This is a genomic window from Actinocrinis sp. (assembly GCF_035605935.1).
In the GTDB taxonomy this organism is placed as follows: domain Bacteria; phylum Actinomycetota; class Actinomycetes; order Streptomycetales; family Catenulisporaceae; genus Actinocrinis.
The window spans coordinates 1-17,099 of the sequence record NZ_DATNGK010000196.1 but is presented as its reverse complement, the minus strand read 5'-3'; the positions used below and the strand labels follow the sequence as shown (position 1 = coordinate 17,099).

16 protein-coding genes are annotated in these 17,099 nt (G+C 69.4%); 15 read left to right on the top strand and 1 reads right to left on the bottom strand.

Annotated features, from left to right (window positions below; translation table 11 throughout):
- Positions 1-35: 35 nt before the first annotated feature.
- The 14 genes from VN779_RS15825 to VN779_RS15760 all read left to right on the top strand — a co-directional run bounded on the left by VN779_RS15825 (position 36) and on the right by VN779_RS15760 (position 15,482).
- Positions 36-2,864 carry a polyketide synthase gene (locus VN779_RS15825; protein ID WP_325723959.1) on the top strand — a complete coding sequence of 943 codons (2,829 nt, stop codon included), beginning with the start codon at positions 36-38 and terminating at the stop codon, positions 2,862-2,864.
- Positions 2,861-4,021 carry an L-prolyl-[peptidyl-carrier protein] dehydrogenase gene (redW, locus tag VN779_RS15820; protein ID WP_325723957.1) on the top strand — a complete coding sequence of 387 codons (1,161 nt, stop codon included), beginning with the start codon at positions 2,861-2,863 and terminating at the stop codon, positions 4,019-4,021. The genes VN779_RS15825 and redW overlap by 4 nt, the downstream gene beginning before the upstream one ends.
- An 18-nt stretch (positions 4,022-4,039) precedes the next feature.
- Positions 4,040-4,360, top strand: a complete 321-nt coding sequence (locus tag VN779_RS15815) for a hypothetical protein (RefSeq protein ID WP_325723955.1) — start codon at positions 4,040-4,042, stop codon at positions 4,358-4,360.
- A 571-nt stretch (positions 4,361-4,931) separates the two neighbouring features.
- Positions 4,932-5,663: an AfsR/SARP family transcriptional regulator gene (locus tag VN779_RS15810; RefSeq protein ID WP_325723953.1), complete on the top strand. Its 732-nt coding sequence runs from the start codon at positions 4,932-4,934 to the stop codon at positions 5,661-5,663.
- A gap of 320 nt (positions 5,664-5,983) precedes the next feature.
- Positions 5,984-7,018 carry a beta-ketoacyl-ACP synthase III gene (locus VN779_RS15805; RefSeq protein WP_325723951.1) on the top strand — a complete coding sequence of 345 codons (1,035 nt, stop codon included), beginning with the start codon at positions 5,984-5,986 and terminating at the stop codon, positions 7,016-7,018.
- 10 nt (positions 7,019-7,028) lie between these two features.
- Positions 7,029-7,274, top strand: coding sequence for an acyl carrier protein (locus tag VN779_RS15800; RefSeq protein WP_325723949.1), 246 nt, complete (start codon positions 7,029-7,031; stop codon positions 7,272-7,274).
- Positions 7,271-8,488, top strand: a complete 1,218-nt coding sequence (locus VN779_RS15795) for a beta-ketoacyl-[acyl-carrier-protein] synthase family protein (protein ID WP_325723947.1) — start codon at positions 7,271-7,273, stop codon at positions 8,486-8,488. The genes VN779_RS15800 and VN779_RS15795 overlap by 4 nt, the downstream gene beginning before the upstream one ends.
- Before the next feature lie 32 nt (positions 8,489-8,520).
- Complete coding sequence (locus VN779_RS15790; RefSeq protein ID WP_325723945.1) at positions 8,521-8,799, top strand: hypothetical protein; 279 nt, start codon at positions 8,521-8,523, stop codon at positions 8,797-8,799.
- A gap of 10 nt (positions 8,800-8,809) precedes the next feature.
- Complete coding sequence (locus VN779_RS15785; protein WP_325723943.1) at positions 8,810-9,700, top strand: DUF6206 family protein; 891 nt, start codon at positions 8,810-8,812, stop codon at positions 9,698-9,700.
- Positions 9,697-10,488, top strand: coding sequence for a 4'-phosphopantetheinyl transferase family protein (locus VN779_RS15780; protein ID WP_325723941.1), 792 nt, complete (start codon positions 9,697-9,699; stop codon positions 10,486-10,488). Before VN779_RS15785 ends, VN779_RS15780 begins: the two co-directional genes overlap by 4 nt.
- Positions 10,489-10,496: 8 nt before the next feature.
- Positions 10,497-11,657, top strand: a complete 1,161-nt coding sequence (locus VN779_RS15775) for a hypothetical protein (RefSeq protein WP_325723939.1) — start codon at positions 10,497-10,499, stop codon at positions 11,655-11,657.
- 90 nt (positions 11,658-11,747) lie between these two features.
- Positions 11,748-12,377 carry a helix-turn-helix domain-containing protein gene (locus VN779_RS15770; protein ID WP_325723937.1) on the top strand — a complete coding sequence of 210 codons (630 nt, stop codon included), beginning with the start codon at positions 11,748-11,750 and terminating at the stop codon, positions 12,375-12,377.
- A complete protein-coding gene (locus VN779_RS15765; protein ID WP_325723935.1) occupies positions 12,374-14,704 on the top strand; it encodes an MMPL family transporter in 2,331 nt (776 codons plus the stop codon). The genes VN779_RS15770 and VN779_RS15765 overlap by 4 nt, the downstream gene beginning before the upstream one ends.
- 133 nt (positions 14,705-14,837) lie before the next feature.
- Positions 14,838-15,482 (top strand): maleylpyruvate isomerase family mycothiol-dependent enzyme, encoded by a 645-nt coding sequence (locus tag VN779_RS15760; RefSeq protein ID WP_325723933.1) that lies wholly within the window; start codon positions 14,838-14,840, stop codon positions 15,480-15,482.
- A gap of 72 nt (positions 15,483-15,554) precedes the next feature.
- On the opposite strand, the gene VN779_RS15755 is transcribed toward VN779_RS15760, so the two are convergent.
- Positions 15,555-16,097 (bottom strand): nitroreductase family deazaflavin-dependent oxidoreductase, encoded by a 543-nt coding sequence (locus VN779_RS15755; RefSeq protein WP_325723931.1) that lies wholly within the window; start codon positions 16,095-16,097, stop codon positions 15,555-15,557.
- A gap of 76 nt (positions 16,098-16,173) precedes the next feature.
- On the opposite strand from VN779_RS15755, the gene VN779_RS15750 reads away from it, so the two are divergent.
- Positions 16,174-16,701: a MarR family winged helix-turn-helix transcriptional regulator gene (locus VN779_RS15750; RefSeq protein ID WP_325723929.1), complete on the top strand. Its 528-nt coding sequence runs from the start codon at positions 16,174-16,176 to the stop codon at positions 16,699-16,701.
- Positions 16,702-17,099 lie beyond the last annotated feature (398 nt).

The window sequence follows — 17,099 nt, the reverse complement described above, 5'->3', positions numbered from 1 at the left end:
TTCGCCGCCGCATCCGACCGCTGGAGTCGCCCACCATGCACGCCGAGCCGCAGCCCGTCCGGCCGATCCGTGACCGCGTCGCCGAACCGATCGCGATCACCGGCATCGCGGCTCTCTTCCCGCACGCCCGAGGCGTCTCAGAGTACTGGCAACTGATGCGCCACAGCGCTCCGGGCTGCGGATGCGAGGACACTAGCGACGAGGCGTCGAGCCTGGACGATCTCGAAATCGACGTCGCCCGCTTCGGCATCCCACCTGCGCAGCGCGGCTCGCTTAACCACATGCAGGTGCTCATGCTGGAAGCGGCCGCGCAATGTCTGGCGGACGCCGGATATCAGCAGCGCTCATCGCCGCCCGAGCGCACGGACGTCGTCTGCGCGACCAGCTTCGGACTCGATCGCCAGCTCGCCAACGCGCTGCGCATCGAGGCCGTGCGGTACACCCGCGATCTCGAAGCGGCGCTGTCCGCGCCCGACGGCACGTTCGCGACTGACGCGCGTGAGGCGGCGGACGAGTTGCGCGCGCAGCTCGTCCACCGCCTCGGCGGCTCCCCGCACGATCGCGTCGGCGAGATGCCGAGCAGCATCCCGGCACGCATCGCCGCGGCGTTCAAACTGCACGGCCGGACTGTGTGCGTCGAGTCCGCCGATGCAAGCTCCTTCACCGCGTTGGCGGCAGCCGTGGCCAGCCTGCGGGTCGGGCAATCGGACGCCGTCCTGGTGATCGCCGGACAGCGCAAGGAGAGCGCGTTACTCGAACGCGCGCTGGACGCCAAGGGATTGTTCCAGCCCGACGCGCACCCATTCGCCGCCAGCGGGCACGGCCTGCGACCCGGCGAGGGTGTCAGTGCTCTGCTGCTTCGGCCATTGTCCAGCGCACAGCGCGCAGCAGACCGAATCTATGCCCTGATCCGCGAGTGCACGCTGACCCACCAAGCCAGGCCCGGCGTATTCCGCTACTCCACTTCCGTGCAGCGCCGGCACGAGGTCGCCGAGGCGGCGCACCAGGCCGCTGGTGTCCAGCCCTCCACCGTGCAATACGTCGAGTGCGCCTCTGCGAGCATCGCGCCGCTCGTCCGCGCGGACCTCAATGCGCTCGGCGACCTGTTCGCGCACCGGCTGCCCGCCTCGATCGCCATCGGCAGCGCACAGGATCGGCTCGGCCACACCATCGCTGCCGCAGGGCTCGCAGCGGTTACCAAGGCGGCCCTCGCGTTGCACCACCGCCAGCTGCCCGCGCACGCCGCGTGTGCCAACGCCGAACCGCTTGACCTCTCGGGCACCGCATTCAGGTTTACCCGCGCGACCGAGCCCTGGTTGTGCCCAGAAGCCGATCTACCGCGCCGAGCCGCGGTACTCGGCTCCTCGTTGACGGGCACGCTGTGCTACTTGCTGCTCGACGAGCACGTGCCGACGCGCCCGATCCCCGGGGCGCGGCCGCTGCCTTCCGCCGCCGCCGCGCGAAAGATCCCGCCCATCGCCATCCTTGCCGCCGCAGGACGCTTCGGCGACACACGTGATGCGGACGACTTCTGGCAGGCCGCCCTTCAACCGGGAGATCGTCTAAGTGCACTGCCGGACGCGTTGCTCGACCGTGACCTCTACTTCCGGCCGGGCAGCACCGGTCTCTCGCACACCTACACGCAGCTGGGCGCCGCCCTCACACCGCCCGAGCAGCCCCCGTCCGCATTGCACATCATTCCCCGGCGCTACGCGGCGATGGACCCGGTCCAGCGCGTGGTCCTCGACGTCGCCGACCAACTGCTCGCGCCATATCGCACCGGTGAGCTCACACTGCGAGGCAGAGGGCTGATCGTCATCGGCAGCTCCCTGAGTCTCTCCCGCGAACGGCAACTGAACGCCGCGCTCGCGCTCCCGCAGATCGAGGAAGCCGTCCGCGAGCTGGCCGCGCTGCGCCACCTCACCGCCGAAGACCGGGACGCCGTGGTCAAACTCGTCCGCGAACGCTTCGCCGGCTGCGAGGAACTGCTCGGCCCTACCGCCCTCGACGGCTACCTCGCGAGCGGGGCCGCGGCGCTGATCGCGAACGAATACCGGCTCGCGGCCGCTCCGCTCGCCGTGGAGGCCGCGTGCGCCTCCACTCTCGCCGCCCTCGACCTAGCCATCAGTGCCTTGCGAAGTGGCAGCGCGGACTATGCCATCGCCGGCGGCGTAGAGCTGCCTTGCAACACGCGCGACCTCGTTCTCTGCTCCGCGCTCGGGCTGCTGTCACCCACGCGGATCACCCCCTTCGCCGCCGAAGCCGACGGATTCACTCCCGGCGACGGGTGCGCGCTATTCCTGCTGAAGCGGCAGCCGGATTGCGGGCGAGACGATCAGCGAGTACTCGGCCTGATTCGCGGAATCGGGGCTTCGAACGACGCCAAATCGCTGATCGCCCCGGACGCCGAAGGCCAGGCGCGCGCCATGCGCCAAGCCTTCGGCCAGGTCGATTTCGATCCGGCCGCGGTCGGCTACCTCGAAGCGCACGGTACCGGTACCCGCGTCGGCGACCGCGTCGAGATCGAGGCGACCAAGCAGGTCTATGGCGCCGCCCGGCGCGACGAGCCGCTGCGGATCGGGACCGCGAAGGCCGCTTTCGGCCATAGCTTCGCGGCTGCGGGCGGTGCGGGGCTGCTGCGCGCGCTCTGCGCGCTGCGCACGGCGACCTTCCCGCCCACCGCCGGTGCGCACCCACCGAATCCGACGCTCGATCTGCGTGCCATCCCCGCCGAGATTCCCGACCGCCCGCACCCGTGGCCCAGCCCACCGGGCCGGCCGCGCCGCGCCGCGGTCAGCAGCTTCGGTACCGGCGGCATCGACTACCACCTGTTGATCGAAGAACCCGGAGACGCGAACCGATGACGACGTGCACCGAGGCCGCGGAGCTCGAGATCGACGAACTGTGCCGGACGGTGAGCGGCTTTGCCGAGCACCGGCTCAGCGGCACGGCCGCCCGCGATGGTGACGAATTTCGTCGCCGCTGGCGCCTGGCGGGTCAGCAAGGCATCCTCGGTGCCTGCGTCCCTGCCGACTACGGCGGCGCTGGGCTGAACGCACGCGCCACGAGCGCGGTGATGGAAGCCTTCGGGCTCGGCTGCCGGGACGCCGGATTCGCCTTCTCCTGCGCCGCCCACCTGTTTGCCTGCCTGATGCCGATCGTGCACTTCGGCACCGAGGAGCAGAAACGCCGCTGGTTGCCCGCACTGTGCTCCGGCGAGCGCATCGCCGCGCACGCGGTGACCGAACCGGACGCCGGATCCGACGCCCTGCATTTGACCACGCGCGCCGAACGCCGCGGGCGGAACTACGTGCTCTCCGGCACCAAGTGCTTCACCACGAACGCACCCGTCGCGGACGTGCTGCTGATCCAGGCCGCCACCCGAGCGGGTGGTGGCTTCTTCGGCCTCAGCTCCTTCCTGGTCGAGGCGGACACCCCCGGCATCAACATCGGTCAGCCTTACCGGAAGGTCGGGCTGCGCGGCTCGCCGACGGCGGACGTCTATCTGGACGAGTGCGTCGTGCCTGAAGCCAACCTGCTCGGCCAGGAAGGCGCGGGCGCCGCAGTGTTCTCCCTCTCCATGCGATGGGAGCGCACTTGCCTGTTCGCGGTCTACCTCGGCGCGATGCGGCGCGTGCTCGACGCGACCGTCGGGTACGCGCGGCAACGCGAGCAGTTCGGCGTCCCGATCGGCAGCTTCCAGGCGGTCAGCCACCGGATCGTGGACATGGAGCTGCGGCTGCGCGGCGCGCGTCTGCTGCTGCGTGAGGCGGCCGCCGGCCTGGATGCCGGCGCCGAGGACGAGATCGCCCCCGCCCTGGCCAAGCTGGCCGTCAGCGAGGCGGCGGTGCAGATAGGTCTCGACGCCATCCAGGTGCGCGGCGCGCTCGGCGTGCTCGACGGTGAGGCCGAGGCGCTGCTGCGCGACGCGCTGCCGTCCCGGATCTTCTCCGGCACCAACGAGATTCAGCGCAACAACGTCGCCCGCGCGCTCGGCCTGGGCGCCACCCGCCCGCATTGACGAGCAGCGAGGAGCCCCATGAACGTCATCATCCACCGCATCCAGCTTCGACCGGGCGTTGATCCCGCGGGATTCGAGACCTGGGTGCGTGAGTGCGACTACGTTGCCTGCCGGGAGCTGTCCAGCATCGTGTCGTTCAACGTTCAGCGCGTGACGACGGACCCGACTGCACCGGTGCACTATTTCGAGATCATCGCGGTACGTGATCGCGAGCAGTTCGCGCGAGACATGAAGAGCGCGCTGTTCGCCACCCTGGTCGACGCCTTCGAACAGATGGCGATCGTGGTCGACGAGCTGTCCGGGGAGCGCATTGAGCCGGGATACCGCGCGCCGGCATAGTTCGGCGATAATGGGAATATGACCCGGCGTTCGGATTTTCGGCGGCGGCTGGGCCGTTCGCATAACGGTTCATCGAACTGCCGGGGAAGGAAAGATGACCTTCGAACGGCCGGGCTGAAAAGCGGCCATTCTTCGGATATGAATCCCAGGCGGCTGACAACGACCGATTTCGTATCGACGTGCGCGGTCCGGTGCGGCGAGATCACCCGATTCAGCGCCCACAGTGCGATAGTGCAAAGTTAGCATCTTGATATTCAGCTCAGATTTACTTCGGAATTCGTCGTGCACAACGCGGCATTCCGACCGGTCGGATTTCATTGACGCTTCTACCATCAAGCGCCCTTGACACTAACATTGCAGCGTGCAAGAGTTCGAGCTGTGCCTCGGTCGAGGAACAACGGGGAAAGTCGAAAGTACCGTTGTCTGATTCCGACTGCCGTCGGAGTTTCGGCCATAGGAAAGGGATAATCAGCTAGTTCTTGGGAGCGTCGTGTTCATCGACATACTTGGTACGGTCGCCGTCCGGGTAGAGGGTCATTGCCGAGGAATCCGGGCCAACAAGGTGCGCGCGATGCTCGCCACGCTCGCCCTGGAAGCCGGCCGCGCGATCTCGCACGTGGATCTGGCCGACGAGCTGTGGTCCGATCAGCCGCTCGGCAACGTGCGTAACGCGCTGCAGGCACAGGCCACCCGGATACGGCGGGTACTCGACGGCAAGACTGGTCAGGGACCAGGCAGGACCGTGCTGCGCGCGGTCGGCAACGGCTATCTGCTGGACATCCCGCCGGAGAACGTCGATGGCAACCGGTTCCTCGATCTGGCCGCCCGCGGCGCCGCGCTGCTGCACTGCCAGCCGGACTGCGCGCTCAAGATGCTGCAGGAGGCGCTGGCGCTGTGGCGCGGACCCGCGCTGCTGGACGCGGGCGACGGGCTGCGCTGCCGCAGCGCGGCCACACTGTTCGACGAGCGACGGCTGACCGTGTGGGAAGACATCGTCGGCGCCCGGCTGGCCGTCGGGGAAAATCGGCAGGCGATCGTGGATCTGAGCCAGCTGGTCGCGCACCACCCGCTGCACGAGCGGTTCTACGAGCAGTTGATGCTCGCGCTCTACCGGGTCGGCAGGCACAGCGACGCGCTGGATCTCTACCACCGGCTCAGGGCTCGGCTCGACGAGGAACTCGGCCTGCAGCCCAGCGAGCGGCTTAAGCGCCGTTACGCCGACATCCTCTGCCAGGACCCCAGCCTGGAGTCCTCGGCCGCCGTGTGGGCGGACCGGGTCGGCTCGCGCATCGCAGTACGCTGACACTACCGAACTCCCTTGGGTCCCAGCGTGATCACGCCCGCCGCGGACGCTTGCCACACTGCGCAGCACCGCACCATCGCCGAGCGCTGATGTCGCTCGATCAGCTCTTCCTTTCGTTGCGCACGCTGGCGTCCTGGTGCGCTGCGGGCTGACCAGTCGCTGACCGGACATTGACTCGCTCGGCGCGTCTTCGCCGGTCAGTCATCCGTCAGCGCTTGGTCAGCCTACTGAAACACACTGGACGCCGCACCCTCCGCTCAACCCTGAGGAGCAGCGACCGTGGCCCTACCCCGCCGCGCCCATCCGCCGGGCGGCACCCCGTGAGCCGGGCGGCCGTGCTGGCCGGGCTCGGCAGCGCGCTGCCTGACCGCGTGGTGACCAACGAAGAGCTGACCGCGCTCACGGACAGCTCTGACGAGTGGATCCGCACGCGCACCGGCATACGACAGCGGCACTTCGCGGTTGAGGGCACCGCCACCTCAGACCTCGCGGTCGCGGCTGGCCAGTGCGCACTTAAGTCCTCGGGTCAGGGTGGCGCCGATGCCGTCCTGGTCGCCACCACCACCCCGGACCGGCCGTGCCCTGCTACGGCTCCGCTAGTGGCCAGCAGACTCGGACTGTCCGGCGCGGCCGCGTTCGATGTCGGAGCGGTGTGCACCGGCTTCATCTACGCTCTGGCGGCCGCGGCCGGACTGATCGCGGCGCGGACCGCCGACCGAGTCCTGGTCATCGGCGCGGACACGTTTTCCAGCATCCTCAACCCGCGCGACCGCACGACCTTCGCCGTCTTCGGGGACGGCGCGGGAGCGGCCCTGCTGCGGGCGGGCGAGCCCGACGAGCCGGGGGCTCTGAACACGTTCGACCTGGGCAGTGACGGCGAAGGCAGAGACCTGATCACCGTGCGCGCCGGCGGTTCCCAGCAACGTCTCGCCGCGACCGTGAGCGATCCGGACGACCAGTACTTCACCATGGCCGGACGCGAGGTCTTCCGGCACGCGGTTCAGCGCATGGAACGCTCCGTGCGCGCCGCGCTGGAGACCGCCGGCTGGCAGCACACTGACGTGGACCGGCTGGTGTGCCATCAGGCCAATCAGCGCATCCTCGACCGGCTCGCCGACCTGCTCGGCATCGACCCGCGGCGCGTGGTCAGCAATATCGCGCTGGTCGGCAACACCGCGGCGGCCTCCATCCCGCTGGCATTGCACCAGGCCCACGGCGACGGTTCGCTGCGCGCCGGGCACCGCGTGCTGCTCACCGCCTTCGGCGGCGGCCTGACCTGGGGCTCGGTCACGCTGACCTGGCCCCGGCTGGCCGCCCTTGACGGCTCAACCTCCGGACCATCACCCGAGAACTAAGGAGCGCCCGATGACGAACTCGTACGACGCCCTGGTCGACCTGCTGGTGCATCGCTTCGACGTCGATCCGGCGAAGATCACGCCTGAGGCCACCTTCGAAGACCTGGACATCGACTCCCTGTTCATGGTCGAGCTGCTGCTGGTCGTCCAAGCCGAACTCGGCGTCGAGATCCCGGACGAGGCCGCGACCCCGCGGGATACGATCGCCAAGGCCGCGGAGCTGATCGGGGCTCAGCTGGCCGCCTCCGCCTCGTGACCGCGGTAGCGGTCACCGGACTGGGACTGGTCACCGCCGCCGGCATCGGCGCGCAGGCCACCTGGGCCGGGGTCTGCGCGGGCCGCTCAGCCGCGCGGCGCGACCCGAATCTGGCGGGCCTTGCGGTGGACTTCTCCTGCACGGTGCCGGGCTTCGATCCCGCGCTGCACGTCGGTACCCGCAGCAGGCTGATCCACGACCGATTCGTACAACTCGCGCTGACAGCCGCGCGCGAGGCGGTCGCCGACGCCGGGCACGATCCGGCCGGATGGGACGGTGCGCGCGTCGGCGTGGTGGTCGGCTGCGGACTCGGGGGAGTAGCCACCTGGGAACGCCAGCAGCGGGCGATGACGGAAAACGGGCCAGGCTCGGTGTCCGCGCTGCTGATCCCGATGCTCGTGCCGAACATGGTCGCCGGCAACATCGCGATCGATCTGAAGGCGACCGGCCCGAACCTGGTGACCGCCACCGCCTGCGCCTCCGGGGCGACCGCTCTCGGCATCGCCCGCGACCTGCTGCTGGCCGACCGTTGCGACATCGTGCTGGCCGGCGGCAGCGAGGCGGGTGTCAGCCCACTGATCGTCACCGGGTTCGCGCAGATGGGTGCACTCTCGCGGCGCACGGACGATCCGGCCGCGGCCAGCCGTCCCTTCGACGCCGGGCGCGACGGATTCGTCATCGGCGAAGGCAGCGCGGTGCTGGTACTTGAACGCGAGCCGGACGCGCGGGCACGGGGCGCTCATATCCGGGCCCGTTTCGCGGGCTACGGAGCCAGCGCGGACGCGCACCACCTCACCGCGCCCGACCCGCAGGGCACCGGCGTGATCAAGGCGACGTACGACGCGCTGCGTGACGCGGGACTGGCTCCCGAAGACATCGACCACGTCAATGCGCACGGCACCTCCACGCCGCTCAATGACGAGATCGAAGCCAACGCGCTCGGCGTCCTGTTCGGCGCCGGTCCGGCCGTGACCTCGACCAAGGGGGTGCTCGGCCACGCGCTCGGCGCAGCCGGCGCGATCGAGGCCGCACTCAGTGTCCTGACGCTCCAGCAGGGCACCGTCCCGCCGACGGCCAACCTGGAACATCAGGATCCGAAGATCGATCTGGACGTGGTCGCCGGGGCCCCGCGCCATGGTCGCCTGAAGGCGGCCGTGAGCAACTCCTTCGGTTTCGGCGGCCAGAACGCAGTGCTCGTGTTCGCCGCAGCCTGATCCGCTATCGCACAATTCTCAAGGAGCTGATAATGGTACAGCGCACCGTTCTCCTGCAGCGCGTCTCCGGGGCCCTCTCGGTGATCAACGGCGTCGCCAAGTTCCTCCCGCAGCCGGACGCCGCCGACGAGGCGCGAACCGACGGGCTGCTGTTCAGCCACGGTGATGCGCCCACGGCGGCTCCGCGCCGACCGGCTCGCGGCGCCCTGCTGCTGACCCTCGCCGTGCTCGCCGGATTGATGCTCTACCGCCGTCCGCGGGCTCGCACCGGTGCGTCGCTTAACGCGCTGATCGCTGACGGCGAGGAGTAGGGCGCGCGCCATGTCGTTCCGCATCCCGCACGACGACCTCTGGGCCCTGGAAGACCGGGTGCAAACGGCGCTGCGCACAGCAGACGATCGCGCGCTCGACGTGCTCGGCTACGGCGAAGTCACCTTGGTGCTCAAGCTGACGACAACTCAGGGCGCTTACGCCTGCAAGCGGCTGCCGGTATTCCCGACCCCACAGCGCTACGAGCGCTACGAGAACACGCTCGCCGACTACCTCGCAAAGCTCGACCGCGCAGGTATCAACGCCGCTCCCACTCAGCTTTGGCAGCGGCGCCTTTCCGGCGGCCGGATCGTCGCGTACTGCGTGCAGCAGGCCTTGCCTGCCGACCGGTTGTGCTCACGCCTGCTACACACCGAACCGCAATCCTGGGCGACCGACTTCTTCAAGCGTTTCCTCGACCACGTCGACCGCGCCGTCTCGCCCTCCTTCGGCTTGGACGCGCAGGCCGCCAACTGGATCGACCTCGACGGCGAGCTGACATATGTGGACGTCACGACTCCGCTGCTGCGAGACGCCCACGGGCGCGAGCAGCTGGACGTGCCCCTTTTTCTCACCTCGCTGCCGTGGATCCTGCGCGACGCGGTACGGCTGACGATGAGCAAGTCGATCTTCGACAAGTTCTACTCGACCCGCGGCGCGCTGCTCGATTTTCTGGGCAACCTGCACAAGGAACGACTCGAGCGGCTGATCCCGCCGTTCCTCGACCTGGCCAACGCGCGCCTTTCCACGCCGATCACGGCGCACGAGGTCGCCTCCTACTACCGCGACGACGCGCGAATGTGGGAACTGATTCAGCGCCTGCGCAAAGCCGACCGCTTCTGGCACCGAAGCGTGCTGCGCCGCACGTATCCCTTCCTGCTTCCGCCCGACATCGACCGATGACCGAGCTCCCGGACCGCGCGAGCATCAGCGCGGCACTCCAGCGCGGCATGGCGCTCGATCCCGCGCGGCCGCTGCACCTGTGCCACGTGCCGGGACCGCTGACTGTGGCCGTGGTGTCAATCGCCTGGCTGGCCGGATTGCCCGACGCCGCCCGCGCCGCGCTTGAACTGCGCGAACTGCACCCGCAGGAGGCCACGCACGCAACGACGCTCTGGCTGCTCAAACGCCGTCTTGAGTGGGTCGCCGGGCGTTTGGCCGCATCACGTGCGGTGCGTGCCCACCAGCGCCGGCACCTCGGTCACGAACCGGGCCCCCGCCGCGTCAAGGTTTCGCAGATCCGCAGCGGGCCGCGCGCCGGTAAGCCCACGGTCAACGCTCCGGTGCAGGTCGGCCTGTCGCACTCTGGCGACTTCGCCGTCGCCGCCTGCGGCCCGCGCCCGATCGGCGTGGACTTGGAACGCACCCGGCCTATGCCGCCACCGCTGCTCGAACTGCTCGCCGCCGCGGATCCGATCGACGGCGCGCCGGAGTGCCGGGCGCTGGCGCAAATGGCGCCTTCCTTGCACTGGGCCTGCAAAGAGGCGGTGCTCAAGCAGGTCGGCATCGGCCTGCGCATGGATCCGCGCGAGGTCACGCTCACCGGCTGGCGACCGGACGGCCTGTTCTCCTGGCGGGCCGGCGCCGACCTGCGCCGGTGCGAGCCTGCCGCCGCCGCTGACGACGACGGGCGTTTCACCGGCTGGGCGCGCGAGATCGACGGATATTCCCTGGCCCTGGTATGGAAGTAGCGTGACACGTGCGCAGCCCCGAGGTCTTTCCGCCCCCGCCGCCGACCGGGCCGTTCGAAGCGGCGCTGGACCGCGCCGTCCACGTCGCGGCGCTCAGTCCGTCCTCGCACAACTGCCAGCCATGGGCGCTGGCGCATCTGGCCGGACCTGAAGCGCGCAGTGCGGCGGCGGCGCTGCTTGGTGACCAAGCGAGCAGCGCGCATCACTACCTCGCCCTCGCGCTCGACCGAAGCCATCAGCTCAGCGCCTTGCCGGCCCACGGGCTGGAAATGCTGCTCAGCTGCGGGCTATACGGCCAACTGCTCGTGCGCGCGCTCGCCAGCCAACGCTGGACCCTTGCACAGGCCACTTTTCTCGCGCCCGAAGCCCCGGAACTGCACGAGGACTGGCCCGAGCAGTGGACCGCGCTGTGCGTCCTGAAGCTTGCGCCGGATGGCGAACCCGTGGAATCGATCACCGAACTGGTCGCGGTCGCCGACGCCCGGCGCACCAACCGCGCGCCCTATCGCGACGAACCCATCGATGCCGCGATCCTGGACGCGCTCGACGCGCCAGGCACCGCGTTGAGCGCGGACTCTGATGTACGAGTGAGCCACCTATCGAGCGCTGAGGATCGCGCACGGCTCGCGGACCTGCTCGTACGGCACGCAGGTCGCGACTTCAGCGACCTGGCCGCCTGGCGCGAAACCCACTCGTATATCCGCACGCCCCAGCAGGTCGCAGAACAGGGCGACGGCTTCACGCTCGCGCAGCTGTTCGGACCCATGCGACCGGCGCGCCGCCGGTTCATGGAACTCGCGCTCGCCCCCAGCACCATGCGGGCGCTGCGTCACCTCGGCTATCCACGCCTGCTCGCCGGACAGCTGGCCGCGATCGCTCGCGACACGCCGGTGATCAGCATCCTGAGCCTGCCTGCCGAGAACCCGGCCGCGAGCGATCTTCTGCGCGCGGGCGCGTACCTGACTGACTATTGGCTGCGCGCCACGCACAGCGGCCTCGCCATGCATCCACTCAGCATCCTGTTGCAACACGAGGACGCGCGCCGCGACCTGCAAAGGCAGTTCGACCTGCCTGGACGCGCGTTCTTCGTCGCCCGCCTCGGCCGTTCCACCGTGGCATTCCCGCGCACCGCGCGGCGCGCTTCGGCGGCGGCCCGGCGCGCGTTGTGAGCAGGGTCCGAGCCTTGGCACCCAAAAAATCATTGCATCATGCACCGAAAAAGCATTGCACCGTGCAATGATCGGTGTACGATTGGCCATATGGACAACCCGCAACGCCGGCGCATTCGCGCAGGTCGAAGACCATCCACCGTGGAGCAGGGGGCTGCTACCCGCCAGGCGCTGCTGGACGCCGCAGCCGCGCTGATCGCCGAGACCGGCTGGTGCGCGGTCACCACCCGCGCCATCGCCGCGCGGGCCGAAGTGCCGCACGGCGCGGTGAGCTACCACTTCGCGAGCAAAGACGATCTGCTGCGCGAGGCGGCGATCAGCGCCACCCGCCGCGCGCTGGCCGCTCCGCTCGCCTTGGCCGCGCAGGCGGGCAGCGTCGCGGAACTGCTCAGCGGAACTTTCGCCTGGTATGCCGCCGGCGGCTTGACCGACCCCGCGGTCGCCCAGCTGCTCGAAACCGCCCGGGAGGCCGCACGTGACCAGGCGCTGCGCGCTCCCATCGGCGCCGACCTGCATGAATACCGCAAGGCGCTGGCCGATCTCGTGCGGCGCGACCAAGAGCGCGGCGCGCTGGTGGGCGGGGTGCCCGCCGACGGCGTCGCGGCCGCCATCGCCGCCCTGCTCGACGGCCTGATTCTGCACCTCGTCCTCGACCCCGACCTCGACACCCGGCCGGCCGCAGCCGCCGTGCTGGGCCTGCTGGCAGGAGAACCACGATGACCGCACACCGCTGGGGCGTCCAGATGGCGCTTCATCGCAAGGCAGTTCTCTACACCTGGTTGGCGATTCTCATCGCGTGCATGGCCGCCTTCCCGCTGCTGCAATCGCACCTCGGCGGACCGAACTACGGCGTCAACGGCTCACAGTCGGCCCAAGTCAGCGCGCTGCTTCAACGGCACTTCGCTGGCGAGGGAGCGGAGCAGGACGTCATTGTCTTCAACACCTCCGGCGATATCACCGGGCCGGCGGGGCGGGCCGCCGTCAGCAAAGTGCTCTCGGCCGCGCGCGCTCAGACCGGAGTGGTCGGCGTCCTGAGTCCGTTCTCGCCGCAGGCCCACGATCAGATCTCTCCGGACCGGCACGCCGCGCTCGCCCTCGTCGGGCTCAACGGCAGCCCGAGTCAGCTGACTTCGCGCGCCGGCAAGGTGCAAACGGCCGTGCAAAACGCCTCAGGCAACAACGCCTCAGGCAGCAACGCCTCAGGCAGCAACGCCACAGGAACCGGAGTGCAGGCGTATCTGACCGGCTATTCGGCGATCACGAACGACCTGACCGCCGTCGAGAACGCCGACTCTGAACACGCCGAATCCATCGGCATGCCGGTCGCCCTGCTGGTGCTGCTGTTCGCGCTCGGCGCGGTGGTCGCCGCCCTGCTTCCGCTGCTGCTGGCCATCTGCGCGCTCATTCTCGCCTTCGGCGTGGTCGCGCTGCTGGCGCTCGGCTTCAACTTCGACGCCTTCCTGGTCACCATCATCACGATGATCGGCACCGGTATCGGAATCGACTACTCCCTGTTCATCGTGAGCCGGTTCCGCGAGGAGCTGGCCCGGCGCGGGGTGACCGGCAAGGGCGGCGGCGCGCAGCACCGCGCCCAGTCCGCGCAGATCGCCGAGGCCGCCGGATCCGCGATGGCCACCTCTGGTCGCACCGTGCTGTTCTCCGGGGTCGTCGTCGCCATCTCGATGTGCTCGCTGTTCATCGTGAACTCCTCGGTCTTCCGGGAGATCTCGGTCGCCGTGCTGATCGTGGTGGTCTGCACGCTCGCCGCGGCCTGGACGCTGCTGCCGGCGGTGCTGGCCATGCTCGGTGCCCGGGTCAACAAGGGCTCGCTGCCCGCCCGATTCCAGCCCGCCGACATCCAGCCGGGACGGCTCGAGAACACCGGAGGCTGGGCCCGCTGGGCGCACCTGATCATGCGTCACCCGATCGTCGCCGGGGTGGCGGCCGTCGCGATCCTGGTGCTCGCGGCCCTTCCGGTCGGGGACATGCGCTACGGCATTGACCTCGGCACCGCGTCGCTGACCGGCAAGCCCTCCGCGAAGGCGCAGCAGGTGCTCGAGCACTCATTCGGCCCCGGCGTGGTCTCACCGGTGCAGATCGTGATCACCGGACCCGGGGACACGCCGCTCAGCGCTGAAGGCTCACAGCATGCGCAACAACTGGCCACGAGCGTCTCCCACGATTCGCGGGTCAGCGCCGTGGACACGCAGCAGGCCGGTGGACGGGTGCTTATCGACGCGGTCCCCTCGGTACCGATCGACTCCACCGCGGCGACCAATCTCGTCCAGCACATCCGCAATGACCTCGTGCCGCAGGCGACCGCGCACACGAACACGGTCGCGCTGGTCGGCGGCGCCACCGCGGTGTTCCTCGACCTGACGCACGAGACCAACTCCAAAGTCCCCTACATCCTGCTGCTGGTGCTCGGGCTCTCGCTGCTGTTCCTGCTCGTGGTCTTCCGCAGCGTGGTCCTGCCGATCAAGGCCGTCGCGATGAATCTGCTGGCGACAGCCGCCGCCATGGGCTTGACCGTCGCGGTCTTCCAGTGGGGGCACGGCTCGAGCGTGCTCGGCTTCACCAGCGTCGGTTTCCTCCAGGTCTACCTGCCGATCAGCGTCTTCGTGATGCTGTTCGGTCTCTCGATGGACTACGAGGTCTTCCTCATCCGCCGGATGCAGGAGGTGTGGCAGCAGACCCGTGACAACGCGACCGCCGTGGCCACCGGCATCGAGCACACCGCTCGCCCGATCGCCGCGGCCGCCGCGATCATGGTGGCCGTATTCGGCAGTTTCATGATCGCCAACGTGCTCGAACTCAAGCAGTTCGGTCTCGCGCTCTCCGTCGCGATCGCCCTGGACGCGACGCTGATCCGGCTGGTCCTGGTACCCGCCCTGATGCGGCTGCTGGGGCACTGGAACTGGTGGATGCCCACCGCGTTCGCGCGGCGCATGCCCGGCGGCGCGGGCGCCGCGGTGAGCCTGCCGCAGCCGGCCCGAGCGCCGGCCGAGCCGGTCAGCAGCGATCCTCCGTTCGGATCCGCTCGCTGACCCGACATCGTTGAATCCGCCTCGGCGGGTGCGGCCAGACTCGGTGCTCTGGCCGCACCCGCCGAGGCGAGCCGCGCCAAGTTCGTCAGCGCCTGGTCAGCAATCGATCAGCGCACGGCGTCAGGCTTTCGGTGTGGACGTCTTCGACATGCTCGCCGACGAACGTCGGGCTTTGGCCGACCTGCTCGATCAGCTCACCACGGCGCAACTCGCCGCCCCGAGCCTGTGCCATCGCTGGCGGGTCCATGACGTGGCCGCACACGTGGTGATGGTCCTTGAGGTCACGGCGGGGGAGTTCCTACGAACTCTGATGCTCTCGCGCGGCAGCTTCGACCGGGCGAACGACAAACTCACCGCACGCTGGGCCGAGCAGCCGACGACCGAACTGGCCGGGCGACTACGCCGCCTGGCCCAGTCGCGCTTCACCCCACCCGGTCACGGTCCCGAAGCCCCCTTGGCCGATGTGCTCGTGCACGATCTCGACATACGCCGACCGCTCGGCATCACCCGCAGCATGGAACCGGATCGTCTGCGCGCCGCGCTGAACTTCCTCGTGACGCTCAAGCAGCCGCCGGGCGCTCCCGGGCCGACGCTCGTGCCGCGCGGTTGCCTGGACGGACTGCGCCTGGAGGCCGACGACATCGACTTCGTCTGGGGGCGCGGCACGCCGGTATGCGGATCGGCAGAAGACCTGCTCCTCGCGATCACCGGCCGCGGCGAAGGAGCGCGCAGGCTCAGTGGTGGGGGCGCCGCGACCCTCGCGCGTCGCATCCGGTGACGCCCCCACTCTTTGTGACTGCGTTCGGGTGACCTTGGCTGAGGTTCGGCGGCATGCCCAACGCGTCGGCGGCTAGTCGGCTCGCGGCGGCGTTTCGCCTGCGTGGGCCGGGTGGAAGGCCAGCAGCGGCACCTGCTGTGCCAGGCGGCGGCGCGCGCTGGGGGAGGCGTCGTAGTCCCAGCCGACCAACCATGTCAGAGCTCGTCTGATCATCGGCGAGGCCCAGTGGTGATCGTGCTCGTAACGCGCGAACGCCTCGGCCGCTTCTGACTCAGTGAGCTGCCGACACGCGGGTGCGAAGCGGCGGTTCCCGACCGCGACCTCGACCGCTCCGCCCGCGCGCACATTCCGGTACCAGTCAGCCCGCTCACCGAGGCCGGCGACCACGACGTATTCGTCACGCTCCACGTCGGCGGAAACGACTTCGAGCATGGTCCGGTAGCGGTGTCCCGAGCGCCGCCCGAGATGCGTCAGGCGTAGGAAGCGGTGACCAAGCAGCCAGCCGCCGTGCAGGTCGTATAACCTGGTGGGCGCCCTGAGCAGCCACCTCACGGCAGGCCCCGGCCGCTTGTGTGCGGCGACCTCGCCAGTAGATCCCTGACTCGTACGGCTCATCGGAGCGTGGCCCCTTTCTTCCTGCGGCTTTCTCCGGTGGGTGGTGGGTTGTTGCATGGGGCAAGGGTGTGGCGGGGTGGTGGTGGTTGCGGGTAGAAAGGTGTGCATGCCGGGATCGTGGAGGGCGCGCCCTGAGGTGGATGGGGATAGCGAGCGGGTGGTTGGCGAGTTGCTGACCGCGTCGCGGTTGTTGGTGGCGATCGCGGCGCGCTCGTTGGCGGCGGTGGAGGAGAGTTTGACGCTGCCGCAGTACCGGATGCTGGTGGTGCTTGATGGGCAGGGGCCCAGCAGTCTGGCGCGGATGGCGGAGTTGCTGGATGTGAATCCCTCGACGGCGTTGCGGATGGTGGAGCGGCTTTCGGCGGCCGGGATGGTGGAGAAGATCCCGAATCCGAAGAACCGGCGTGAGGTGCTGCTGCGGTTGACTCCGTCGGGGTGGCAGGTGGTGCGGCAGGTCACCGAGAATCGGCGGGTGCAGATCGCGGGGATCGTGCAGGCGCTGGATCCGCAGTCGCGTGAGGATCTGATCGCGGCGCTGCGCAAGTTCACCGAGGCCGGCGGGGAACCGCCCACCGACATCCCCGGCCTGCCCGGCTGGCACTGACCCAACACCCCGTCAACCCGCGCCGCACTTTGCCGGCTGCGCTCTGCTGGCCGCGCGGTGACCGGCATGGTGTGCGGCCGCGGCTGTGTCCCGGCACGCGAGGGCTGGATCGGCGCACGTCGCGAGCGAAACCGCTCACCTGTCACCTCGTCACGTCGCCGCCGATCCACGCGTGATTGCACTATGCAATGTTAGCGTGCGCTGCCGCACCGCGAAACTCGGCAACCCCGAATACGGCCACTGCGTGATTTCTGGCTCGTTGGTCAGTGCCAGCCGGGCAGGCCGGGGATGTCGGTGGGCGGTTCCCCGCCGGCCTCGGTGAACTTGCGCAGCGCCGCGATCAGATCCTCACGCGACTGCGGATCCAGCGCCTGCACGATCCCCGCGATCTGCACCCG

Excerpts from the sequence above, each read along its gene's own strand:
- VN779_RS15785 (WP_325723943.1), top strand. The coding sequence starts at position 8,810 with ATGTCGTTCCGCATCCCGCACGACGACCTCTGGGCCCTGGAAGACCGG.
- VN779_RS15790 (WP_325723945.1), top strand. The coding sequence starts at position 8,521 with ATGGTACAGCGCACCGTTCTCCTGCAGCGCGTCTCCGGGGCCCTCTCG.
- redW (WP_325723957.1), top strand. The coding sequence starts at position 2,861 with ATGACGACGTGCACCGAGGCCGCGGAGCTCGAGATCGACGAACTGTGC.
- VN779_RS15825 (WP_325723959.1), top strand. The coding sequence starts at position 36 with ATGCACGCCGAGCCGCAGCCCGTCCGGCCGATCCGTGACCGCGTCGCC.
- VN779_RS15770 (WP_325723937.1), top strand. The coding sequence starts at position 11,748 with ATGGACAACCCGCAACGCCGGCGCATTCGCGCAGGTCGAAGACCATCC.
- VN779_RS15755 (WP_325723931.1), bottom strand. The coding sequence starts at position 16,097 with ATGAGCCGTACGAGTCAGGGATCTACTGGCGAGGTCGCCGCACACAAG.
- VN779_RS15810 (WP_325723953.1), top strand. The coding sequence starts at position 4,932 with ATGCTCGCCACGCTCGCCCTGGAAGCCGGCCGCGCGATCTCGCACGTG.
- VN779_RS15800 (WP_325723949.1), top strand. The coding sequence starts at position 7,029 with ATGACGAACTCGTACGACGCCCTGGTCGACCTGCTGGTGCATCGCTTC.
- VN779_RS15780 (WP_325723941.1), top strand. The coding sequence starts at position 9,697 with ATGACCGAGCTCCCGGACCGCGCGAGCATCAGCGCGGCACTCCAGCGC.
- VN779_RS15815 (WP_325723955.1), top strand. The coding sequence starts at position 4,040 with ATGAACGTCATCATCCACCGCATCCAGCTTCGACCGGGCGTTGATCCC.
- VN779_RS15765 (WP_325723935.1), top strand. The coding sequence starts at position 12,374 with ATGACCGCACACCGCTGGGGCGTCCAGATGGCGCTTCATCGCAAGGCA.